Raw genomic sequence first — 22494 nt, forward strand, 5'->3', positions numbered from 1 at the left:
TCGGAGCGTGGGTAAGAGAAGGCGTGTCGACGAGCGGAAGACCGCGAAGTCGGGGAGGTCACGGCGGCACCTCGTGCTGGGCGGAGTCGCGGTCGCGGCCCTCGGCGGCGGCGCGATGGCCGTGTACACGGTGTTCGGCGCCGGCGCGGCCGCCGAGGACGGCTCGACCGACGCCAAGGCCGTGAAGAGCGGCCCCCTGTCCGCCGCCGAGGTCCGCACCGCCGCGACCACGTTCCTCACTGCCTGGCAGAAGGGCACGGTCACGAAGGCCGCCGCCGCCACCGACGACTCCGCGGCCGCCACGGCGGCGTTGACCGGCTTCACCAAGGACGCCCACATCAAGGACGTCACCCTCACCCGAGGCAAGCGCGCGGGCGACGAGGTGCCGTTCACGGTGAAGGGCACGGTCTCCTTCAAGGGCACCGAGAAGCCGCTGACCTACAAGTCCGCCCTCACCGTCGTACGGGCGAAGAAGGACGGCGAGCCCGTCGTCGACTGGCAGCCGTCCCTCGTCCACCCCGAACTCGACGAGGGCGACCGGCTGGTGACCGGTGAGGCCGGCACTCCCCCGGTGAAGGCCCTCGACCGGGACGGCGGCGAGCTGACGACCGAGAAGTACCCGTCGCTCGGCTCGGTGCTGGATGGTCTGCGGGAGAAGTACGGCAAGAAGGCGGGCGGCAAGGCGGGCGTCGAGTTGCGGATCGTCCGCGCCGACCCGGCCGAGGACGGGTCGGACGGCAAGTCCTCCGCCGAGCCCACGGACTCCGCCAAGTCCGACAAGTCCGCGAACTCCACCAAGTCCACCAAGGAGAAGGCCGCCGACAAGACGCTGCTGGAGCTGAGCGAGGGCACCCCGGGAGAGGTGAAGACGACGCTCAGTCCGACGCTGCAGGCCGCCGCCGAGGAGAAGGTGGCGGCCACGAAGCGGGCGTCGGTGGTCGTGATGCGGCCCTCGACCGGCGAGATCCTGGCCGCGGCCAACTCCAGCAGCTTCAACGTGGCGTTCCAGGGCTCGCTGGCCCCCGGCTCCACGATGAAGATCGTGTCGTCGGCCCTGCTCATCGACAAGGGCCTGGCCTCGGCGAACAAGGGCCACCCGTGCCCCAAGTACTCGTCGTACGGCGGCTGGAAGTTCCAGAACGACGACAAGTTCGAGATCAAGGGCGGGACGTTCAAGGCGAGTTTCGCCCGCTCCTGCAACACCGCCTTCATCTCCCAGGCGAAGAAGCTGGACGACGACTCCCTCACCAAGGAGGCCCAACAGGTCTTCGGGCTCGGACTGAACAACTGGGCCATCGGCGTCTCCAGCTTCGACGGCGCGGTGCCGGTGCAGAGCGCCGCCCCGATGGCGGCCTCGCTCATCGGCCAGGGCGGGGTGCGGATGAACCCGCTGAACATGGCGTCGGTGGTCGCGACGGCCAAGACGGGCGTCTTCAAGCAGCCCTACCTCGTCCCGCCGTCCGTCGACGACCGCACCCTGGCCACCGCCTCCCGGCCCATGTCCGCCACGGTCCGCACCCAGCTGCGGGAACTCCTCCAGTACACCGCGGCGGCCGGTACGGCGGCCGAGGCGATGTCGGGTCTCGGCCCCGACTACGGCGCCAAGACCGGCTCCGCCGAGGTCGACGGCCAGAAGGAGCCCAACGGCTGGTTCACCGCCTGGAAGGGCGACCTGGCTTCCGCCGGGGTCGTCCAACAGGGCGGCCACGGCAGCGAGTCGGCGGGCCCGATCGTGGCCGCGCTGCTCAAGGCGGGCAGCGGCGGCTGAGCGACCGCGCGCACGAGACGCGAGCCGACACCGGCCGCCCGCCCCGTCTGGTCGGCCGCGTCCGTCCGCTGCACGGAGCGCTCCTGGATCGGCATCTCCTCGTACGGGTCGGACGACGGCCGCAGACACCAGTCGAGCATCGACGGCCAGGGGCCGTAACCCGAGTCCGGGTTGAGGTGGGCCTCGCCGGGCAGCACGTCGGCGGGCAGGCCGAGGGGGCTCGCGTACGCGGTGGCCGCGCCCGGCAGGCAGTACGGGTCGTTGTCGCTGCCGACGACCCGGGTGTACGTGGCCGACGCGGCCAGCCGCTCCGGGGTCAGCGGAGGCGGGGCGAACTCGGCGATCTCCGTCTGCTTCAGGGCGAACTCGGGGGACGGCGGGGCCACGAGGAGGACGCGGTCGACGGGGCCGGACAGGATGCCGTCCCGGGCGACCGCGTGCAGCCACAGCAGACAGGCCAGGCTGTGGCAGACCACGGTGATCCGCCGGCCCGCCAGCTCGCCGAGCAGCGCGTCCAGTTCCGCGAGCCAGCGCTCCAGGTCCGGGTCGTCCGCCTCCGGGAGCTGGGGGTAGGCGACCTCGTGGCCCAGATCGGTGAGCCGGTCGGCCAGCCAGTGCTGCCAGTGGGCGGGCGGACGGTGGTTCTGCCAGCCGTGCAGGATGAGGAAGGCGCGGGTGTCGTCGGCGGGTGGGGTTTTGGTCATGCCCCGATCGTCAGCGAAACGGATCAGCCGGTCCAGTGCCGTCTCTGTTGCTGGATGGGTTTTCGAGGGCGGGGCTGATGAGTCGTCGAGTGTGTCGCCTGGCGAGGCCCGCAGGGGCCGTTGCTTTCAGGGGCGCGGGGAACTGCGCGAGAAGCCCCCACCCACCCGCACCCGACTACACCCCCTAACCCACTCGCATGCCCACTACACCCACCACTACCGTGCCGCACATGACCACCGACGCACGGGACACCACCGACTCCGGAGCCCACCCCCTCTTCACCGAGGCGCTCACCGCCCTGGGCCTCGACGAACTGCACCCCCGCATCCGCCGTTTCCCGGAGGCCACCCGCACCGCGGCGGAGGCGGCCGCCGCCCTCGGCTGTGAGCTGAGCGAGATCTGCAAGTCGCTGATCTTCGCCGCCGACGGCGTTCCCGTGCTGGTGCTCATGGACGGCGCCTCCCGCGTCGACGTGGAGCTGGTCCGGCGTGAACTCGGCGCCACGAAGGTCACCCGCGCCCGCGCCGACGTCGTACGGGAGACGACCGGGTACGCGATCGGCGGGGTCCCGCCCTTCGGGCACCGGACGAGGACGCGCGTCCTCGCGGACCGCTCGCTCCTCGCGCACGCGACGGTGTGGGCGGCGGCCGGCACGCCGCACACCGTCTTCCCCATGGCCCCGGAAACGCTGATCGCCCACGCGGGCGCCACCCTGGTGGACGTCCGGGAGACCGCGGCCGCCGCCGGCGAGCCGGACGCGTGACGCCGCTCGTCACCGCGGCGGTGCTGCTCGCCGCCGTGGCCCACGCCAGCTGGAACGCGATCGCGCACCGGATCACGGACAAGCTCGTCGGGTTCACGCTGATAGCCGGCGGCGGCGCGCTGATCGGGTTCGCGATGGTGCCCTTCGTGCCGCTCCCGGAGTCCGCCGCGTGGCCGTACCTGATCGCGTCGGTGGTCATCCACCTCGTCTACTACGTGCTGCTGATGACGTCCTTCCGGCTGGGCGACTTCGGCCAGGCGTACCCGATCGCGCGCGGCTCCGCGCCCCTCGTCGTCACCGTCCTCGCCGCGGTCTTCGCGGACGAGGTGCCGGACGGCTGGGCGACGGCCGGCATCCTGCTGAGCTGCGCCGGGCTGACGGGCGTGGCGCTGTGGGGACTGCGTGGCGGCCGGCCGCACTGGGCGGCGATCGGGGCGGCGCTGGCCACGGGCCTGTCGATCGCCGCGTACACGGTCGTGGACGGCCTCGGTGTCCGGGCCTCCGGGTCCACGATGGCCTACATCGCCTGGCTGATGGCCCTGGAGGGGCTCGCGATCCCCGCGTACGCGGCCTGGCGGTGGCGCGGGGAGACGGTCGCCCGCCTCCGGCCGTACGCCGGCGTGGGCCTCCTCGGCGCCGCCCTTTCCGTGGCGGCGTACGGGCTGGTCCTGTGGGCCCAGACGAAGGCCGAGTTGGCACCCATCGCGGCCCTGCGGGAGTCGTCGATCATCGTGGGGGCGGCGATCGGCGCGGTGCTCTTCAAGGAACGGTTCGGAGCGCCCCGCCTGGTGGCGGCGGGACTGCTGGTGGTGGGGATCGGGCTGATGCTGCGGGCCGGGTAGACGGGGGGCAGGAGAAGCAGGACGCGGGGCGGGCGTCGGGCGGGCCGTGCGCAGGTCGTGCATCCGTCGGCGGGGAGGAGCACTCTGGAAAGAGCGGTTCCGGAGGTGATCGTCATGATGAAAACCGCTGTCGGATGGCACATCGAGCTGGAGTTCCAGGAGGACGATCAGCGCACACGGGCGGCGGCCCTCGTACGGCTCCCCGACGGGAAGGAAGTACGCGCCAACGGCTACGCCAGCCGCCATCAGACCGACGCCAATCAGCCCCGGGTCGGCGAGGAGATAGCTGGGGCCAGGGCCTTGAACGAGCTCGCCATGAAGCTCCTCACCAAGGCCCACGACGAGATAGACGAGGCATCGGGCAGGACGTCCCACCCGATAGCCCTCTGAAGTCCTCTGAGCGGACGGTCGACAGGCGCCGGGCGGGCGAGCAGGAGGCACTCGGCGGCGCGACCCGCCCCCCACCCCGGCCGACCCCCCTCGGCCGGGGCTCCGTCGGCGTGGGCCCGGGTGCCCAACAGGCCCGATTTCTCCCTGTGGTTGACTGACCCCGTGTTGCACGAGTCGGTCTTCCGGTCCGTGGACCTCCCGGTGGACGCCCGCTTCGAGGCCTGGGCGGAGCTGCTGCGGCAGACGCACGCGCCCATGGACCTGGCCCCCATCCCGCTGTCGACGGCCGACCGCGGCCACCACCCCGGCGCCGACTACCACGCCCACCAACGCCTGATCGCCCTCGGCGACGTGACGATCTGGCCCGCCACCTTCGACCCGATCGTCTTCCGCCGCACGCCGAGGATGGTCCGGCAGTCCGACCCGGAGACGTTCCATCTCTCCCTCCTCCTCCAGGGCGAGGGCGCCGCCAGCTGGGGCCGCCAGCAAACCGCGTACGAGGCACAGGACTTCCACGTCAACTGCAGCTCGATGGCGTACGACATCCTCACCGGCACCGAACCGGTCACCACCGTCGGCATCGAGATACCCCGCTCCCTCGTCGCCCTGCCCGCGCGCAGGGCGGACCAGGTGATCGGCAGCCGGCTGTCGGGCCGGGAGGGCGTCGGCGCACTGCTCGCGCAGTTCCTGATGCGGCTGGCGGAGGACACGACCCCGTACGGGCCGGCCGACGCGCCCCGCCTGGGCACGGTCGTCGCCGATCTGATCACCGCGCTCTTCGGCCATGTCTCCGACACGGAGCCGCGGCTGACGCCGGAGGCCCACAGGCGGACACTGCTGCTGAAGGTCAAGGTGTTCATACGGCGGCACCTGGGCGACCCCGATCTCACGCCCGCGGCCATCGCCGCCGCCCACCACATCTCCCGCAGCTATCTGCACCGGCTCTTCCAGGCGGAGGGCCTGACCGTCGCGTCGTACGTCCGCGACCAGCGGCTGCGGAACGCGTACCGTGATCTCACCGCCCCCGATCCCGTGCTGCGGGCCACGCCGATCCACGCGATCGGGGCGCGTTGGGGGTTTCCGCGGGCGGCCGAGTTCAGCCGGGCGTTCCGTACGGCGTACGGGGTGCCGCCGAGCGAGCTACGGAACCGGGTGGCCGCCGAGGGTGCCGCGAGCAGTGGACTCGTTGCCAAGTGACAGTGGACCGTCTGCCAACGACTCGCGGGGAAATTCGTCGCATCCTGGTGAGCGCCGCCGCGGAGGGCGGTCGTCCGAATCTCCGGGATCGGGCCAGGACACCACGGGGGAGCCCTGGGCCGGTCCGGCCGCTCACCGCGGCGGCCGCCCTCCGCGAGGTACAGCCGTTCAGCCGTTCAGCCGTTCAGCCGTTCAGGGCCACCCGTACCGCCCGCACCAGCGCCTGAGCCCTCGGGTCCGCCGTCACCGTCTTGCGGTAGCCGTTCGTGACGTAGCCGAAGGCGATGCCGGACTCGGGGTCGGCGAAGCCGAGGGGGCCGCCGCGTCCGGGGTGGCCGAAGGACGTCGGGGCCAGCAGCGGGGAGGCGCTCCCGTGGAGCATGTAGCCGAGCCCGAAGCGGGTGTTGACGACGAGGACGCGGTCGGGACCGGAGGACTCCTCCGCGCGGGCCGCCGCCAGCGTCGCCGGGCCGAACAGCCGTACGCCACCGACCGCGCCCTCGGCTTCGCCTCCGGGCTCGCCCTCCTTCTCGCCGCCCTCACCCCCGCCCTCGCCGACCTCGACCTCGCCGACGAGCGCCGCGTAGAAGCGGGCCAGGCCCTCGGCCGTGGCGATGCCGTTGGTCGCCGGGAGCGCGGCCGCGCGGTACGCGGGGTCGTTCTGGTCGGGGAAGGGAGTGATCGCGGCGAAGGCCCGCCGGGTGAGGGAGTCCGGGTCGTCGTAGGCCTCGGTGACCGACCGCTTGGCGCGGACCCTGAGGGTGCCGGTGGGCTCGGGCGCCGCTGCCAGGCGCCCTGCGCGGCCGACCCGGCCCGTCGCCGCCACCGAGTCCGGCAGGCCCAGCCACAGGTCGTCGGCGAGGCCCAGCGGGGCGGCTATCTCGGACGCGATCCACTCGCCGGTGCCCCGGCCGGTCACGCGCCGGACCAGTTCGTCGAGCAGCCAGCCGTAGGTGAGGGGGTGATAGCCGTGGGCGGTACCGGGCTCCCACAAGGGCGTCTGCGCGGCGACGGCCTCGGGACCCCGGCGCGGGTCCAGCGCCTCGGCGGGGGTGAGGGGGCGGTCGAGGACGGGGAGCCCGGCCCCGTGGTTGAGCACGTGCCGCACCAGCACCCGGCTCTTGCCGTGCGCCTTGAACTCCGGCCAGTACCGGCCCAGGGGCGCGTCCAGGTCCACTTCGCCGCGCTCGGCCAGCATCAGCGGTACGGCCGCGGCGACGCCCTTGGTCGCCGAGCGCATGACCTGGGCGGTGTCCCGCCGCCAGGGCTCGGTGCCGTCGACGTCCCGGGTGCCGGCCCACAGGTCGACCACCCTGCGCCCGTGCCGGTACACGACGACCGCCGCGCCCCGCTCGCCCAGCGCCTCGAAGTTGCGTACGAACGCGGTCCTGACCGGTTCGAAGCCCTCGGCGACCGTCCCGTTCACGTCCACGTCGGCGCTCCCTGTCCGTTCACCCGCCGCGTTCGTCACGGCGACGGGTGCAACGTACACGCACGGCCCCGGATTCCCCCGGCCGGGGCGCGGGGCAGCCCGGCTCAGCCCAGCACGATCGTGACGTCGATGTTGTCGCGGGTGGCGTTCGAATACGGGCAGACCTGGTGGGCCGCGTCGACGAGCTGGGCCGCGATGTCCTGGTCGATGACCGGCAGGGAGACGCTGAGGGCGACGGCGAGGCCGTAGCCGCGCTGCTGGTTGGGGCCGATGCCGACCTTCGCGGCGACGGTGGAGCCGGTGAGGTCGTAGCCCGCGCGGCGGCCGACGAGGACCAGCGCGTTGTGGAAGCAGGAGCTGTACCCGGCGGCGAACAGCTGCTCGGGGTTGGTGCCGTCGCCGTCGCCGCCCAGCGCCGGCGGCATCGCGACCCTGAGGTCGATCTGGCCGTCCTGACTGCTGATGTAGCCGTCACGACCGCCGTGCGCGGTGGCCTCGGCGACGTACATGATCTTCGTCGGACGCGTGTCGGGGCGGGTCTCCACCGCGGTGTCGTCAGTCATTCCCTTGGCCTCCCCCGGGACGAGCGCGTGGCCTCCCCAGGACAGGCGCGCACAAATACATCGTGCACAAGGTACCGGTCGGTAGGGGAATGCGGTTACCAGGGGGTAGTAACTATAGGTAACACAAGGTCGCCGTCGGCCATGCCGACCGGGTTCAACGGCCCGCCGCCTTGGTCGCCCGTGCCGTCAGCTGCCACAGCTCCTCACGCAGCCGGGTCACCTCGGGGCCCTGCAGTCCGGTGGCGGCGGCGAGGGTGGCGGGGACGGCGGCCGCGCGCTCGCGGAGCTGCTCGCCGCGCCCGGTGAGGGCGATCCGCACGGAGCGCTCGTCGCGCGGCGACCGCTCCCGGCGCAGCAGGCCGGCCGCCTCCAGCCGCTTCAGCAACGGCGAGACCGTGCCGTAGTCGAGGCGCAGGGTGCCCGCCAGCTCCTTGACGCTGGTCTCCCCGTGCTCCCAGAGGGAGAGCATGACCAGGTACTGCGGGTAGGTCAGGCCGAGTTCGTCGAGCAGCGGGCGGTACGCGGCGGTGACCGCGCGCTGGGCCGCGTAGAGCGCGAAACACAACTGCTCGTCGAGGAGCAGTGAGCCGTGCCGGGGCGCATCCGCTTGGTTCGTCACGGGGGCCATTGTCGCGGACGCGGTATTCGTCTGCGGGTCCGGTGGGGGTTGCTCGCGCAGTTCCCCGCGCCCCTGAGAAGCAGGGGCTGCGCCCCAGCCTTTTCAGGCCCCGCCCGACCGTTGTCCTTCAGGCCCGTGCAGCCCTGGTCTTTCAGGGGTGCGGGGAACTGCGCGACATGCCATTCACCGAGCGCGGATCGAACCCGAACGGCAGTTCAAGTCGATGCGCCCGCATCAGGTTCTCGTCGACGAGGAGTTCACCCGTCGGGCCGTCCGCCGCGATCACCCCCTCGCTGAGGATCAACGACCGCGGGCACAGTTCGAGCGCATACGGCAGATCGTGCGTGACCATGAGGACCGTGACGTCCAACGACCGCAGGATGTCGGCCAGTTCGCGCCGCGACGCCGGGTCGAGGTTGGAGGACGGCTCGTCGAGGACGAGGATCTCCGGCTCCATGGCGAGCACCGTCGCCACGGCCACCCGCCGCCGCTGCCCGAAGGAGAGGTGGTGCGGCGGCCGTTCCTTGAACTCCGCCATGCCGACCTGTTCGAGGGCCCGGTCCACCCGGGCCTCCAGCTCGGCCCCGCTCATGCCCGCCGCCGCCGGCCCGAAGGCCACGTCCTCCCGCACGGTCGGCATGAAGAGCTGGTCGTCGGGGTCCTGGAAGACGATGCCGACCTTCCGCCGGATCTCGGCCATGTGCCGCTTGCCGACCGGCATCCCGGCGACGGTCACCGTGCCCGCGCCCCCGGTGAGGATGCCGTTGAGGTGCAGGACGAGGGTGGTCTTGCCGGCACCGTTGGGCCCGAGGAGCGCGACGCGTTCGCCGCGAGCGATGGTGAAGTCGACGCCGAAGAGGGCCTGGTGGCCGTCGGGGTAGGCGAAGGCGAGCCCGGCGACTTCGAGGGACGGGGCGAGGAGTGGTTCGGACACGGTCACAGGCTCCATCCCAGCAGACAGACGACGAGCGCGGCGACCGGGAGGGCGAAGGCGTACGACCACTGCGCCCGGGACGCGGTCACCTCGTCGATGACGGGCATGGTGCCCGCGTACCCCCGGCTGATCATGGCCAGATGGACCCGCTCGCCGCGCTCGTACGAGCGGATGAACAGCGCTCCGGCGGTCTTGGCGAGCACGCCCCAGTGCCGCACGCCGCTCGCCTCGAACCCGCGTGACTCGCGCGCGATCCGCATCCGCCGCAGCTCGTCGGTGATGACGTCGCCGTAACGGATCATGAAGGACGCGATCTGGACGAGCAGCGGCGGCAGTCTGAGCCGCTGGAGGCCGAGCAGGAGGGCGCGGAGTTCGGTGGTGGAGGCGAGGAGGACGGAGGCGGCGACACCCAGCGTTCCCTTGGCGAGGACGTTCCAGGCGCCCCAGAGTCCGCTGACGCTCAGCGACATCCCGAGGAACTCGACGCGCTCGCCCTGCGCCACGAACGGCATCAGCACGGCGAACGCGACGAACGGGACCTCGATCAGCAGGCGCCGGAGCAGGAACCCGTAGGGCACGCGCGCCACGTACGCGACCACGCCCAGCAGCACGGCGTACAGCCCGAACGCCCACATCGCCTCCCGTGGCGTCGACACCACGACGACCACGAAGGCGAAGACGGCCGCGAGTTTGGTGTGCGGCGGCAGGTCGTGCACGGGCGAGTGCGCATGCCGGTAGAGCTTGTGGACGTGGCCCGCACCCATGTCAGACGTTCTCGGGCACGGAGGCGGGGGACGCGGTCTCGTCCTCGCCGCCGCGCCGCTTGCGCACGGCCCAGAAGATCCCGGTGCCGGCGACGACGGTGACACCGACACCGATCACGCCCGCGAGGCCGCCGGCGAGACGGGCGTCGGTGAGGCCCTCGACCCCGTAGTCGGCGAGCGGGGAGTCGGCGGCGGCGTGGTCCTCGGCCTTGGCGTCGAAGCCCTTGTCGGCGGCGATCTTCTCCAGGCCGTCGGGGCTGGCGGAGGCGTAGAAGCTGACGACACCGGCGAGCAGGAGGGAGGTGCCGAGGCCGGCGAGGATCAGCTTGCGGGTCGAGCGGGCGGCGACGGGTGCGGCCGCCGACGCCGGCGCGGGCGCGGTGGCCGGCTCGGCGGCGGGGGCGTCCACGAGTTCGCCGTTCACGCGGAGCTTGAGCGGAGCGGTCAGGCCCCGGGCGCCGTGCACAAGGTCCGGGCGCACGGCGACGACGGCGCCGACCGTGGCGGCGGTGATCGCGGCCTCGCCGATGCCGATGAGGGTGTGGACGCCGACCATCGCGGTGAGGACCGAGCCGAACGGCACGTCCGTGGTGCCGCCGATCGCGAACACGAGGGTGAAGGCGGCGGCCGAGGCGGGTACGGAGACCAGGGCGGCGACGAAGGCGGAGACGGTGATCGAACGCCGCTTGCGGGGGAGGATCCTGACCAGCGCGCGGAAGAGGGCGTAACCGACGACGGAGGTGACCACGCCCATGATCGTGATGTTCACGCCGAGGGCGGTGAGACCGCCGTCGGCGAAGAGGATGCCCTGCATGAGAAGCACCACGGACACACAGAGGACCCCGGTGTAGGGGCCCACGAGTATCGCGGCCAGGGCCCCGCCGAGCAGATGTCCGCTGGTGCCGGCCGCGACCGGGAAGTTCAGCATCTGCACGGCGAAGATGAACGCGGCGACGAGTCCGGCGAGGGGCGCCGTCCGCTCGTCCAGCTCGCGCCGGGCACCGCGCAGACTCACCGCGACCGCACCGGCGGCGACGACTCCGGCGACCGCCGAGACGGGGGCGTTGATGAATCCGTCGGGGACATGCATACGAGGGCTCGCTCTCCTGGTGGGCCTGACAGGGGGCCGGGCCACCTAGTGGGGACGCGCTGGCTGGAACCTTACGATGATAGAGCCTTATTGCGAGTCCCTTGCAAGAGCGCCTCCAAGCCGATTAGCCAACGACTCGCCGAACACCGTGGCTCTTGCAGGCGGCTTGCAGTGCCCTTCCAGGGCTCCAGGGGGCGCGCGGCCGAAAATATGCGACATTGGAAAGGCAGTGGACAGCGGATTCACAGCTTCTGCTTGTCACTCAGCGTGAGGAGCCGTTCGATGTCCGTCACCGTCGAGCAGTACGCCCGAGCCCATGTCGTCACGGACTCCCCCGAGGACCGGGACACCGTGCCGGTCGTCCTCCGCTACGACCCCGACACCGACGCCTCCGCCGTACGCGTGCGCCTCCCCGGCCCCGACGAGTGGGCCTTCCCCCGTGAGCTGCTCGAACGCGGGCTGCGCACCCCCACCACCGCCGGCCCCGTGAGCATCTGGCCCTGCGGGCGGGTGCAGGCCGTCATGGAGTTCCACTCCGCGAAAGGGGTGGCGGTGATGCAGTTCGACACCAAGGCACTGATCCGCTTCCTGCGACGGACGTACACGGCCACGCCGGTCGCGCACTGAGCTGAGCGCGGGCGGGGCAGTTTCCGGAGGCGCGTCCGGTGCGGCGTCGGTGCGTCCGGTGCGCCTCCCAGGGGTACGCATGACGGCGACCGACCGGGAGGCCAGGGGTCGCCGGAGCAGGGGGACGCATGACAGCACGGACGAACGACGCCAGGGGCACCGGGGACACAGGGAACACCTGCGACCACGGGGACACCGGGATCAGGACGGTCCCCGGCGAGGCGCTGGCACCGCCGTACACCCTGGCCTCGCTCTGGGTCGTACGGCACGGGCAGAGCACCGCGAACGCCGCGTACGCCGAGGCCGAGCGGACGGGGTCGACCGAGCCGCTGCCGGGCCGGGGCGCGGACGTCCCCCTCTCCGACCTGGGCCGCACGCAGGCCCAGGCGCTGGGCGGGTGGCTGGCGGGGCTCGCGCGCGGCGACGACGACGTGCCGGGTCCGGACCTGGTGGTGTGTTCGCCGTACGTGCGGGCGCGGCAGACGTGGGAGCTGATGGCAGGGCACCCCGGTGTGGTCCCGCCGCCGCTGCTGGTCGACGAGCGGCTGCGGGACCGGGAGATGGGGGTCTTCGAGATGCACCCGCCGGCCGCACTGCGGGCCCGCGCGCCCGAGGAGGCGGCGCGGCGGGCGCGGACCGGCGACTGGTTCTACCGTCCGCCGGGCGGTGAAGCCCTGGCCGATGTGGTGCTGCGGGTGCGGGACCTCGTGGGTGAGCTGGACCGCGTCGCCCCCGGCCGCCGGGTCCTCCTGGTCGCCCACGACGCGATCGCCGTCGCCGTACGTCTCGTGTGCGCGGGGCTCGGTGCGACGGCGCCGGACGGGTTGCCGCCCGTCCCCAACGCCTCGGTCTCGCGGTGGGACAACGACGGGCGGCGGTTGCGGCCTGCGCGGTGGGGCGACACGAGCCACCTCGAACAGCCGGGACCGGCCGGCTCCCCGGCCGCGGCTACACCGGCACCGTGAGCGTGGCGGTGTAGCCCTTGTCGGTGCTGCCCTCCATGGTGGCGAGCTGCTGGTCGTAGCCGTCGCTGAAGATCATGTCGGTCTCCAGGGAGAGCTCGCCGAGGTTCTGGGCGCTGTCGCCGTAGCCGTCCGTGGCGTACACGGTGTCGCAGACGTCCTTGGGGAAGGCGAGCTGCGAGGTGACGGCGATGTTCCGGGCGGCGGTGGCGTCGGCGAGGCTGTCGTAGACCTCGAAGTGGAGGTGGGGCCAGCGGCCGGGGTAGCAGCCGGGGAAGACCGAGGTGAAGGTGAGCCGGCCCTCGTCGTCGGTCTCCTGGACGCCGCGCAGGTAGTTCTCGTCGGTGACGCCGTCGGAGTAGAGGGAGTACCGGCCCTCCCGGTCGCACTGCCACAGGTAGACGGCCGCACCCTTCTTCGGGGCGTCACAGCCGGAGGACTGGTCGACGACGGACAGGGTGATCGTCAGCGGGATGCCTTCGGCGACGCCGTTCGACGAGCCGAAGCTCTTGGTGATGTCGCGCCGGACGACTCCGCTCTCCTCCAGGACGTTGGGGCCGTTCGAGCCGTCACCGGGGTACGGGCCTTCCGTCTCGCTCGGGATGACCTCGCAGTCGGCGCCGGTGGTGCCGGACGAGGAGGGGGCGGAGGAGGCCGGGTCGGAGGCGGAGCCGCTGCCGGAGCCGTCCGAGGAACAGGCCGCCACCAGCGGGACCATGCTCGCGCCGGCCAGCAGCCTGATCATGCGGCGGCGGGCGAACACGGGGAGGTCGTGGGAGAGCCCTTTGTCGAACTCGTCGCCGTGGTGGTGGTCGTGCCCGTGATGGTGCCCGTGACCGTGACCGCTGCTCTTGGGGCCTGTGTTCATCTGCGGGACCGCGCTTTCCGAATGTTCCCGTCATGGAATGAGCGTGATGCTATGGACGATTCCTGTGAGCTTCTCGAGTCTCGGCCTTGGCGATGCTGTGCGAGCTCGATGACAGTCGGCGGCCCTCGGTCAACAGGAAAGAGGAATCCACCCTTATGGGGGAATTCCAACAACTGAACCACCAATAGGAAGCGAGGCGCATTCCTTCTGGCCGTAGAGGCTCAGGGAAAGAAGGTGCCCGACAGACAAAGGAACTGGGCGTACTACCTGGCGCATCTGCACGCGAAGTACGAGATGCCCGCGGTCCTCCTCGTGGTGTGCGACAACCGGAATACCGCTGCCTGGGCGTCGGAGACCGTCGACTTCGGGCCACCCGAGTGGCCCTCCCTCACCCTGCGCCCTCTCGTCCTGGGACCTGACGACGTGCCGGTCGTCGACGATCCGGTCCAAGCTCGCCGGGACATCCCGCTGACCGTGCTGTCCGCGGTCCTGCACCGCCGTGAGCCACAGGCCGATGCCATACTCAAAGTACTGGCAGACGCTCTGAAGGGCCTCGAAGCCCGCGATCCGGACACCGCGACGATCTTCGTCGAACTGACATCTCAGGGGCTGGGCGAATCCCCAGCCGCCAAGGCCTGGAGGGCTCTCATGACCGACCTCTCGTTCTTCACGTCGCCGATCTCCGAGGAGATCCGGGAGGAAGGCCGCGCCAAGGGCAAGGCCGAGGACATCCTGCTGCTCCTGGACGGTCGAGAGGTCCACGTCTCCGCCGCCGACCGCGACCGCATCACGTCCTGCCGCGACCTCGACACCCTCAACCTCTGGTTCACCCGCGCGATCACCGCCACCTCCGCCGCCGAGGTGTTCGCCGAGGAGTGACCCGGCCGCCGCAGCGTGATCAGCTTGGGGTGTGGAGACCATCATCGCCAGTGGCATAGCCGTACTCGGGACCCTGCTCGGGTCGGGCCTGACCCTCGCCTACCAGCAGCGCGCCACCGACCGGACCCACGAGTTCACCCGACGGGAGAAGCTCCGCCAGGAACGCCTCGACGCCTACTCCGTGTATGCCGGCGCCCTCCTCAACTACCGCCGCTCCCTCGTTCACCTGTGGTTCTGCGAGCACGAACAGCCCCCGCCCGAGGACCCCGACACGGTCCGCGTCCGCGCGTACGACCTGCGGTCCGCCGCCCAGGAAGCGCTGTTCCGCGTGCAGATGCTCACGGCCGACGACGAACTGAGCCGGACCGCCGAAGCCGTTCTCGCCGACGTCACCGCCGTCCTCAAGACCGACGACAGGGCGGAGTTCGACGCCCGCCGGGTGCGGACCCGGGACGCCATCGCCCTCCTCATCAGCACCGCCAAGCAGCATCTCTAGGCGCCGGTGACACCGGCGGCACCCGCGCCCCTCACGCCCCCACCACCCCGTCCACCCCTTCCCGCAGGAAGTCCGCGTGGCCGTTGTGGCGGCCGTACTCCAGCAGGACGTGGAGCATGACCATGCGGAGCGAGACCTCCTCGTTCCAGCGCGGTTGGTGGCCTACGAGGTCCAGGGACTCCGCCTCCCGTTCGATGCGCCGCGAGGTCTCCACCTCCGCCTCCCACGCCCCGAACGCCTCCGCCCGCGTCGAGGTGCTCGCGTCGTACGCCGCCTGGAAATCGATCTCCTTCGACCACACCATCGGCGCGTCGTGATCCTCGAACACCCGCCGGAACCAGGCGCGTTCCACCTCCGCCATGTGCCGCACGAGACCCAGCAGGGACAGCGTGGACGGAGGCATCGACCGCCGGCGGAGTTCCTCGTCCGTCAGCCCCGCGCACTTCATGGCGAGCGTGGCACGGTGGTAGTCGAGGAAGGCGCGGAGCGTCTCGCGTTCGGTGCCGTGGTGTGGCGGACCCACGCGGTCGTCGAGGTCTTCGATGCGTTCGGGGCGTTCGGGGCGTTCGATTTCTTCGGTCACCCGTCATGCTTACCTGACCGCGGACCCCGGCACGCCGCCCCCATCAGCCTCGGAAGCCGGTGAGGGCGCCCGTCCCCACGGGCCCTCACCGGCGGTCCTGCCCGGCAGCCGTCCCTCGGTTTCCCCGGTCCGGCCGCCGTTTGCGTCACCGCGCGTCAGACGCGCGCCGCCCTCGCGTCAGACGCGGACCAGCGACCTGTCCTCGTCGCCCTTGTCGCCCCTGTCTCCCTTGCGGTCCCTGTCGCCCTTGCCGTCCTCGTGGTCCTTGCCGTCCTCGGCCGGCTTCCTCGCCGAGTCGTCGTGCGCCCGCAGGCCCTCGCCCTCGACATCGACGTCGGGCAGCGCGCGGTCGAGCCACTTCGGCAGCCACCAGGCCCTGTCGCCCAGCAGGGCGAGGACGGCCGGGACGATGGCCATGCGGACGACGAACGCGTCGAAGAAGACGGCGATGGCGAGACCGAAGCCGATCATCTTGATCATCGACTCGCCGGAGCCGATGAAGCCGGCGAAGACGGCCATCATGATCGCCGCGGCGGCCGCGACCACCCGGGCGCTGTACCGGAAGCCGGTCACGACGGCCTGGTTCGGGTTCTCACCGTGGACGTACGCCTCGCGCATCCGGGTCACGAGGAAGACCTCGTAGTCCATCGCCAGGCCGAAGACGACACCCACCATGAAGATCGGCATCATCGACATGATCGGGCCGGTCTCCTCGACCCCGATGACTCCCGCCAGCCAGCCCCACTGGAAGACCGCGACCACGGCGCCGAGCGCGGCCAGCACGCTGAGCAGGAAGCCGAGGGCAGCCTTCAGCGGCACCAGGATCGACCGGAAGATCACGATCAGCAGGAGGAAGGCGAGGCCCACCACCAGCGCCAGATACGGGACCAGCGCGTCGGTGAGCTTCTGCGAGAAGTCGATGTTCATCGCGGTGGCGCCGGTGACCAGCACCTTGGCGTCGGTGTCGGTCGCCACGCCGGCGCCCGCGTCCCGGATGGCGTGCACCAGGTCCTCGGTCTGCGTCGAGGACGGCTTCGACTCGGGGACGACCGTGATCATCGCGGTGTCCCCGGCCTTGTTGAACGTCGCCGGGGTCACCGTCACGACGTCGTCGAGCCCCTTGATCCCGTCGGTCACCGCGGTGGCGGCCTGCTTCGGGGACGCGCTGTCCCGGGCGTCGACGACGACCATCAGGGGGCCGTTGAAGCCGGGCCCGAAGCCCTCGGAGAGCAGGTCGTACGCCCGACGCTGGGTGGTGGACGTCGGCTGCGAACCGTCGTCGGGCAGGCCCAGTTCGAGCTGGGTGGCCGGCAGCGCGACCGTGCCCAGGCCGACCACGCCGAGCAGCAGCACGGCGACGGGGCGGCGGACGACGAAGCTCGCCCAACGGGTGCCCAGGCTGGGCTTGCCCCCGGCCCCGGCGGACGCCTCCTCCGCGTTCCCCGCCGCGTTCCCCGCCGAGGTCCCCTCCATGGAGCCTGTGGCGGACGTTCCCTTACGGCCCTCGGCGGAGCCCTTCCCCTTGCGGCGCCCCCACAGGCCGCCCTTCTCACCGGCGGGCCGCACCTTGCGGCCGGCGTAGCCCAGCAGTGCCGGGATCATGGTGAGGGCGATGAGGACCGCGACGACGACCGTGCCCGCGGCGGCGAGACCCATCTTGGTCAGCATCGGGACGTCGACGACCGCGAGACCGGCCAGCGCGATCACGACCGTGAGCCCCGCGAAGACCACCGCCGAGCCGGCGGTGCCGGCGGCCCGGCCGACCGCTTCCTCGCGCTCCCGGCCCTCGGCCAGTTCGGAGCGGTAGCGGGAGACGATGAACAGCGCGTAGTCGATCCCGACCGCGAGGCCGATCATCAGGGCGAGGGTGGAGGTGGTGTCGCCGAGGTCGAGCGCGCTCGCGAGGGCGGTGATGGTGGCGACGCCGATACCGACGCCGATGATCGCCGTCAGCAGCGGCAACCCGGCCGCGACGAGCGAGCCCAGGGTGACGACGAGGACGACGGCGGCGATGGCCAGGCCGATGATCTCACCGGCGACGGCCGTCTCCGGCTCCGGCTGCAGGGCGTCACCGCCCATCTCGACGGTCAGCCCGGCGTCCTGCGCCTTGTGCGCGGTGGCCTCCAGGGACTCCTTGGAGGCGTCCTCCAGCTCCATGGCCGGGACCTTGTACGTCACCGAGGCGTAGGCGATCGTCCCGTCCCGGCTGACCGCGTTCGTGGTGAACGGGTCGCTGACGGCGACGACCTCGGAGCCGTCGCGCAGCTCCCCGACGGCCTTGTCGACGATGCGCTTGTTGGCGGCGTCGGCCATCTTCTCGCCCTCGGGCGCCTTGAAGACGACGCGGGCGGTGGCGCCGTCGGCGCTCATCCCGGGGTAGCGCTGTTCCAGCAGGTCGAAGGCCTTCTGGGCCTCCGTGCCGGGGATGGAGAAGGAGGACGCGCCCGCGGCGGGCGCGGAGGCGGCGCCGACGCCCGCGAACGTCAGCAGTGCCACCCAGATCAGGACGACGAAGTGTCGTCGCCGGAAGGCGAGTCGACCGAGTGTGTAGAGGAATGTGGCCACGGGGGCGGTACTCCCGTTCAGGTCGTGGACGTGCGGAGGGCAGGACGGATCGGCCCGTGCCGTGGGGAGAGAGCCGGCTGGGCGGCAGGGCATGGCGGGGCAGGGGTGAGCAGCCCGACGACATGAGCGGTGGGTCAGGTGGGGATGCGCGGCGAACCGCGGTGAGCTACCGAGAGGCCGACACGCCGAGGGCGGGGAGGACGACGGCGTCCAGGTACGAGCGGAGGAAGCTCTGCGTGGGTGGCTGGTCCTCGATCATGTCCCGCGCGGCGAAGGCGCCGACGAACATGTGCACCACGTAGTCGATGGCGGGGTTGTCCGGACGGACCTCGCCCCGGTCGACGGCACGCTGCACCACACGGCGGATCTCCACCATCTCCGGCTCGATGATCAGTTCACGGAAGGCCTTCAGCAGGTCGGGGTTTCCGTGCACGGCCATGGCCAGACCCCGCATCAGCGCGTTGTTCTGTTCCATGGCGCAGTCATCGGTGCTCATCACCAGGGCGTGCAGGTCGCCCCGCAGGGACCCGGTGTCGATGGCGCCGATGTCGGTGCCCGGCTTGCTGTGCCGCATGGCCCTCGCGACCAGCTCGGCCTTGCCGCCCCACTGGCGGTAGAGGGTGGCCTTGCTGGACCGGGTGCGGCCGGCCACGGCGTCCATGGTGAGGGCGTCGTAGCCGACCTCCCGGAGGAGGTCGAGGACGGCGGCGTAGAGCTCGGCCTCGCGCTCGGGCGTGATCCGACTGCGGCGCGCCGTCGCGGTCTCAGTCATCCCACTCCCCTGGCTGCGGTTACGCGTTCGAGACGGCAAGGCTACCGGCCGGGCGGCACCCCACGGATGACGCAGGACGGACACCTCGCTTCGCGAACGAAACTGTTTCGTACGCTTAAGACGATACCCCGAAGCCCGAAGAAAACGAAACCGTTTCGTTCGCGTAGTGGGTCACCCGGTGGGAGCCGGCAGGTCACCCGGCAGCAGTCGGCGGGTCGCCCGGGTTGAAGTTGCCGGTGCCCCCCGGCCGGAGAAGCATGGGTGGGTGAGCGACAGTTACGAGCAAGGAACGGGCCGGGAGCCCGGCTACCTCCGCCACCCCCACCTCAGCGGCGACCGCCTCTGCTTCGTCGCCGAGGACGACCTGTGGCTGGCCCCGCTGGACGGCTCGGACCGCGCCTGGCGGCTCACCGTCGACCGAACGAAGGTCGCCACCCCGCGCTTCTCGCCCGACGGCCGGCACATCGCGTACACGAGCTGGCGGAGCATCCTCCCGGAGATCCATCTGACCCCGGTGGACGGCGGCGCCCCCGCCCGCCGGCTCACCCACTGGGGCAGCCCCGACACCGAGGTCCGCGGCTGGACACCCCCGGACCGGGAGGGCCGCTCGGACATTCTGGCGGTCGCCTCCCACGGCGAGCCGTTCTCGCACTTCACCTGGGCCTACAAGGTCGGCACCGACGGCGACCCCGGCCGCAAACTGCCCTGGGGCCCGGTCTCCGACATCCAGTCCGCCGAGATCGACGGCGAGCGCCGCACCCTGCTGCTCACCGGCACTCCCCCACACGAACCGGCCTCCTGGAAGCGCTACCGGGGCGGGGCCATGGGCCGCCTCTGGCTGCACGGCGAGCGGCTGCTCGCCGACCTCGACGGGCATCTGCACTCCCCCCTGTTCGTCGGCGGCCGGATCGCCTTCCTCTCCGACCACGAGGGCGTCGGCAACCTCTACTCCTGCGCGTACGACGGCTCCGACCTGCGCCGCCACACCGACCACGACGCCTTCTACGCCCGGCACGCGGCGAGCGACGGCACCCGGGTGGTGTACCAGTGCGCGGGCGAGGTGTGGCTGGTCGACGACCTCGCCGCCGACGCCGTGCCGCGCCGCCTCGACGTACGGCTCGGCGGTGCGCGCACCGGGCGGCGGCCGTACCAGGTGCCGGCCGCCCAGCACGTCGACGGCATCTCCGTGGACGACACGGGCCGGGCCAGCGCGGTCGTCGTCCGCGGCAGCCTCTACTGGCTGACCCACCGCGACGGCCCGGCCCGGACCATCGCCGACACCCCGGGCGTCCGCGTCCGGCTGCCGGAGATGCTGGGCCCCGGCGGCCGGGTGGCGTACGTGACGGACGCGGACGGCGAGGACGCGATCGAGATCGCCCACCTCCCCGGGGCCACCGGCGCCCGCGAGCCCCGCCGCCTCGCCTCCGGCGGCCTGGGCCGCGTCCTGGAACTGCTGTCCGACCCGCGCGGCGAACGCCTCGCCGTCGCCTCGCACGACGGCCGCGTCCTCCTGCTGACCGTGCCCGACGAGGCGGCCGCCGCCGGGGGCCCCGAGGAGGCGGACGGCGAGGTCACCGAACTCATCACCTCCCTCAACGGCCCCGTGCGCGACCTCGCCTTCTCCCCCGACGGCGCCTGGCTGACCTGGTCCCACCCGGGCATCGGCCGCACCCTGCGCCAGATCAAGATGGCCCGCATGAAGGACCGGGTGGTCGTCGACGTCACGAACGGCCGCTTCGAGGACGAGAACCCGGTGTTCACCAGCGACGGCCGCTACCTCGCCTTCCTGTCCTGGCGCGGCTTCGACCCGGTGTACGACGTGCACACCGGCGACCTGTCCTTCCCGCTCGGCTGCCGCCCCTACCTGGTCCCGCTCTCCTCCGCCACGCCCTCCCCCTTCGCCCTGAACCCCGACGGGCGGCCGGTCGCCGGGGGCATGGACCCCACCGAGGACGAGAACACCGACGGCACGGTGACCGTGGAGACCGAGGGCCTGGAGAACAGGGTGACGCCGTTCCCGGTCACCGCCTCCAAGTACTCGGCGCTGTATCCGGTCGCGGGCGGCGGCCTGGTCTGGCTGCGCTGGCCGATCTCGGGCGCCCTGGGCGAGACCTTCGCCAACCCGGACGACATGACCGGCCGCCCGACACTCGACTACTTCAACATCAGCAAGGCGAAGAGGTCCGAACTCGTCGACCACCTGGACTGGTTCGCGGTCAGCGGCGACGGCTCACGGCTCGTGGTCGTGGACGAGGGCGACCTGCGGGCCGTCCCCTCCACCGAGTCAGGCGACAGCGACTCGACCGTCTGGATCGACCTGCGGCGCATCCCGCACGAGGTCGACCCCGGCGCCGAGTGGCGCCAGGCGTACGAGGAGGCCGGCCGGCTGATCCGCGCGTACTTCTGGGACCGGAGGATGAGCGAAATCGACTGGGACGGGGTCCTCGACCAGTACCGCCCGCTGGTCGAACGGGTCGCGTCCCCCGACGAGTTCGCGGACCTGCTGCGCGAGGTGCTGGGCGAACTCGGCACCTCCCACGCCTATGTCTCCCCGGCACGCCGCAACGAGGGCCCGCCCCACTACCAGCGCCGCCAAGGCTTCCTGGGCGCCAACTTCGTCCGCCGGGACGACGCGTGGGCGATCCGCCGCATCCTGCCCGGTGACTCCTCCGACTCCAAGGCCCGCTCGCCCCTGGCCGGCACCGGCATCCGGGAGGGCGCGGTCCTCACCCACGTCGACGGCCGCCCGGTCGACCCGACGACGGGCCCGTACCCCCTGTTGATGGGCGCGGGCGGCACGACGGTCGAGCTGACCTTCACCCAGCCCCCTTCCGGTGAGGGCGCTGCGGGCCCCGCCGACCCGGAGGCGGCGGGCCGCTCCCGCCGCGTCGCCGTGGTCCCCCTCCTCGACGAACGGCCCCTGCGCTACCAGGACTGGGTGGCCAAACGCCGTGCGGTCGTACGGGAGTTGAGCGGCGGCCACTGCGGCTATCTGCACATCCCGGACATGGGCGGCTCCGGCTGGGCCCAGTTCAACCGCGATCTGCGCATGGAGGTCTCCCGGCCCGCCCTGATCGTCGACGTGCGCGGCAACGCGGGCGGCCACATCAGCGAACTGGTGGTGGAGAAACTGACCCGCACGATCCTCGGGTGGGACCTGACGAGGAACGCGCAGCCGGTGTCGTACGCGTCGAGCGCACCGCGCGGCCCCGTGGTCGCCCTGGCCGACGAGGCGACCGCCTCCGACGGCGACATGATCACCGCCGCTTTCAAACTCCTGGGCCTCGGCCCGGTGGTGGGCCTGCGCACCTGGGGCGGTGTCGTCGGCATGACCGGCCGCCACCAGCTCGGCGACGGCACGGTCATCACGGTCCCGATGAACGCCGCCTGGTTCGACGCGTACGGCTGGACCGTCGAGAACCGGGGCGTCACCCCGGACCTGGAGACCCTGCGCACTCCCCTGGACTGGGCCGAGGGCCGCAACACCCAGCTGGAGGCGGCGGTGAACCTGGCCCTGGACCTCCTGAAGACCCACCCCGCGGCGGACCCCCCGGACTACAGCAACGTCCCGAACAGGGCCCGCCCGCAACTGCCGCCGAGGCCGATCCCGTAGGGCGAGCCTGCAGGGGGACGCCCCGGGAACGCGCCAACGGGATGGCGCCCCGGAACGCGCGA

At 72.0% G+C, this 22494-nt stretch carries 20 protein-coding genes and 1 pseudogene; 10 read left to right on the top strand and 11 right to left on the bottom strand.

Annotated features, from left to right (window positions below; all coding sequences use genetic code 11):
• Positions 1-7: 7 nt before the first annotated feature.
• A complete protein-coding gene (locus GWK25_RS37935; RefSeq protein WP_215455992.1) occupies positions 8-1768 on the top strand; it encodes a penicillin-binding transpeptidase domain-containing protein in 1761 nt (586 codons plus the stop codon).
• A 110-nt stretch (positions 1769-1878) separates the two neighbouring features.
• Here the strand turns inward: GWK25_RS37935 and GWK25_RS37940 are convergent.
• A pseudogene (locus GWK25_RS37940) lies at positions 1879-2472 on the bottom strand (RBBP9/YdeN family alpha/beta hydrolase); the annotation flags it as partial.
• Between the two features lie 230 nt (positions 2473-2702).
• Between GWK25_RS37940 and GWK25_RS37945 the strand changes: the two are divergent.
• From GWK25_RS37945 to GWK25_RS37960, 4 genes are all read left to right on the top strand, one after another.
• Positions 2703-3236: a YbaK/EbsC family protein gene (locus tag GWK25_RS37945; protein ID WP_215455993.1), complete on the top strand. Its 534-nt coding sequence runs from the start codon at positions 2703-2705 to the stop codon at positions 3234-3236.
• Positions 3233-4078, top strand: coding sequence for a DMT family transporter (locus GWK25_RS37950; protein ID WP_215455994.1), 846 nt, complete (start codon positions 3233-3235; stop codon positions 4076-4078). The genes GWK25_RS37945 and GWK25_RS37950 overlap by 4 nt, the downstream gene beginning before the upstream one ends.
• Positions 4079-4192: 114 nt before the next feature.
• Positions 4193-4468 (top strand): DUF1876 domain-containing protein, encoded by a 276-nt coding sequence (locus tag GWK25_RS37955; protein WP_033532019.1) that lies wholly within the window; start codon positions 4193-4195, stop codon positions 4466-4468.
• A gap of 162 nt (positions 4469-4630) precedes the next feature.
• On the top strand, positions 4631-5665 hold the full coding sequence (locus GWK25_RS37960; protein ID WP_215455995.1) for a helix-turn-helix domain-containing protein: 1035 nt from the start codon (positions 4631-4633) through the stop codon (positions 5663-5665).
• 184 nt (positions 5666-5849) lie between these two features.
• On the opposite strand, the gene GWK25_RS37965 is transcribed toward GWK25_RS37960, so the two are convergent.
• The 6 genes from GWK25_RS37965 to GWK25_RS37990 form a co-directional block, all read right to left on the bottom strand.
• Positions 5850-7097, bottom strand: a complete 1248-nt coding sequence (locus GWK25_RS37965) for a serine hydrolase domain-containing protein (RefSeq protein ID WP_215455996.1) — start codon at positions 7095-7097, stop codon at positions 5850-5852.
• Between the two features lie 104 nt (positions 7098-7201).
• Positions 7202-7660 carry an organic hydroperoxide resistance protein gene (locus GWK25_RS37970; protein ID WP_215455997.1) on the bottom strand — a complete coding sequence of 153 codons (459 nt, stop codon included), beginning with the start codon at positions 7658-7660 and terminating at the stop codon, positions 7202-7204.
• Between the two features lie 154 nt (positions 7661-7814).
• A complete protein-coding gene (locus tag GWK25_RS37975; RefSeq protein WP_215455998.1) occupies positions 7815-8288 on the bottom strand; it encodes a MarR family winged helix-turn-helix transcriptional regulator in 474 nt (157 codons plus the stop codon).
• A gap of 142 nt (positions 8289-8430) precedes the next feature.
• Positions 8431-9228, bottom strand: a complete 798-nt coding sequence (locus GWK25_RS37980; protein ID WP_215455999.1) for an energy-coupling factor ABC transporter ATP-binding protein — start codon at positions 9226-9228, stop codon at positions 8431-8433.
• On the bottom strand, positions 9216-9977 hold the full coding sequence (gene cbiQ, locus GWK25_RS37985) for a cobalt ECF transporter T component CbiQ (RefSeq protein WP_215456000.1): 762 nt from the start codon (positions 9975-9977) through the stop codon (positions 9216-9218). The genes GWK25_RS37980 and cbiQ overlap by 13 nt, the downstream gene beginning before the upstream one ends.
• A gap of 1 nt (position 9978) precedes the next feature.
• The gene (locus GWK25_RS37990; RefSeq protein ID WP_215456001.1) at positions 9979-11067 is read right to left on the bottom strand and encodes an energy-coupling factor ABC transporter permease; all 1089 of its coding nucleotides are present in this window, start codon (positions 11065-11067) and stop codon (positions 9979-9981) included.
• Positions 11068-11349: 282 nt separating this feature from the next.
• Here GWK25_RS37990 and GWK25_RS37995 point away from each other — a divergent pair, with 282 nt between their 5' ends.
• On the top strand, positions 11350-11694 hold the full coding sequence (locus GWK25_RS37995; protein WP_215456002.1) for an SsgA family sporulation/cell division regulator: 345 nt from the start codon (positions 11350-11352) through the stop codon (positions 11692-11694).
• Positions 11695-11822: 128 nt separating this feature from the next.
• Positions 11823-12659, top strand: coding sequence for a histidine phosphatase family protein (locus GWK25_RS38000; RefSeq protein WP_215456003.1), 837 nt, complete (start codon positions 11823-11825; stop codon positions 12657-12659).
• On the opposite strand, the gene GWK25_RS38005 is transcribed toward GWK25_RS38000, so the two are convergent.
• Positions 12643-13524: an intradiol ring-cleavage dioxygenase gene (locus GWK25_RS38005; RefSeq protein ID WP_215456004.1), complete on the bottom strand. Its 882-nt coding sequence runs from the start codon at positions 13522-13524 to the stop codon at positions 12643-12645. The genes GWK25_RS38000 and GWK25_RS38005 overlap by 17 nt on opposite strands.
• 234 nt (positions 13525-13758) lie before the next feature.
• Between GWK25_RS38005 and GWK25_RS38010 the strand changes: the two genes are divergently transcribed.
• The gene (locus GWK25_RS38010) at positions 13759-14403 is read left to right on the top strand and encodes a hypothetical protein (RefSeq protein ID WP_308404421.1); all 645 of its coding nucleotides are present in this window, start codon (positions 13759-13761) and stop codon (positions 14401-14403) included.
• 31 nt (positions 14404-14434) lie between these two features.
• Entirely contained in the window at positions 14435-14899 is a 465-nt protein-coding gene (locus GWK25_RS38015; protein ID WP_215456005.1) for a hypothetical protein, read from the top strand.
• A 31-nt stretch (positions 14900-14930) separates the two neighbouring features.
• Here the strand turns inward: GWK25_RS38015 and GWK25_RS38020 are convergent, their stop codons facing one another.
• From GWK25_RS38020 to GWK25_RS38030, 3 genes are all read right to left on the bottom strand, one after another.
• Entirely contained in the window at positions 14931-15482 is a 552-nt protein-coding gene (locus tag GWK25_RS38020) for a DinB family protein (protein WP_374200668.1), read from the bottom strand.
• Between the two features lie 177 nt (positions 15483-15659).
• A complete protein-coding gene (locus GWK25_RS38025; protein WP_215456006.1) occupies positions 15660-18047 on the bottom strand; it encodes an MMPL family transporter in 2388 nt (795 codons plus the stop codon).
• 166 nt (positions 18048-18213) lie between these two features.
• The gene (locus tag GWK25_RS38030) at positions 18214-18819 is read right to left on the bottom strand and encodes a TetR/AcrR family transcriptional regulator (RefSeq protein ID WP_215456007.1); all 606 of its coding nucleotides are present in this window, start codon (positions 18817-18819) and stop codon (positions 18214-18216) included.
• Positions 18820-19084: 265 nt separating this feature from the next.
• Between GWK25_RS38030 and GWK25_RS38035 the strand changes: the two genes are divergently transcribed.
• Positions 19085-22432, top strand: coding sequence for a S41 family peptidase (locus GWK25_RS38035; protein WP_215456008.1), 3348 nt, complete (start codon positions 19085-19087; stop codon positions 22430-22432).
• Positions 22433-22494: the final 62 nt, after the last annotated feature.

The organism is Streptomyces sp. ATCC 21386 (genome assembly GCF_018728545.1).
Taxonomy (GTDB): Bacteria; Actinomycetota; Actinomycetes; order Streptomycetales; family Streptomycetaceae; genus Streptomyces.

Excerpts from the sequence above, each read along its gene's own strand:
- GWK25_RS37995 (WP_215456002.1), top strand. The coding sequence starts at position 11,350 with ATGTCCGTCACCGTCGAGCAGTACGCCCGAGCCCATGTCGTCACGGAC.
- GWK25_RS37990 (WP_215456001.1), bottom strand. The coding sequence starts at position 11,067 with ATGCATGTCCCCGACGGATTCATCAACGCCCCCGTCTCGGCGGTCGCC.
- GWK25_RS38005 (WP_215456004.1), bottom strand. The coding sequence starts at position 13,524 with ATGAACACAGGCCCCAAGAGCAGCGGTCACGGTCACGGGCACCATCAC.
- GWK25_RS37955 (WP_033532019.1), top strand. The coding sequence starts at position 4,193 with ATGATGAAAACCGCTGTCGGATGGCACATCGAGCTGGAGTTCCAGGAG.
- GWK25_RS37975 (WP_215455998.1), bottom strand. The coding sequence starts at position 8,288 with ATGGCCCCCGTGACGAACCAAGCGGATGCGCCCCGGCACGGCTCACTG.
- GWK25_RS38000 (WP_215456003.1), top strand. The coding sequence starts at position 11,823 with ATGACAGCACGGACGAACGACGCCAGGGGCACCGGGGACACAGGGAAC.
- GWK25_RS37980 (WP_215455999.1), bottom strand. The coding sequence starts at position 9,228 with ATGGAGCCTGTGACCGTGTCCGAACCACTCCTCGCCCCGTCCCTCGAA.
- GWK25_RS38030 (WP_215456007.1), bottom strand. The coding sequence starts at position 18,819 with ATGACTGAGACCGCGACGGCGCGCCGCAGTCGGATCACGCCCGAGCGC.
- GWK25_RS37945 (WP_215455993.1), top strand. The coding sequence starts at position 2,703 with ATGACCACCGACGCACGGGACACCACCGACTCCGGAGCCCACCCCCTC.
- cbiQ (WP_215456000.1), bottom strand. The coding sequence starts at position 9,977 with ATGGGTGCGGGCCACGTCCACAAGCTCTACCGGCATGCGCACTCGCCC.
- GWK25_RS37970 (WP_215455997.1), bottom strand. The coding sequence starts at position 7,660 with ATGACTGACGACACCGCGGTGGAGACCCGCCCCGACACGCGTCCGACG.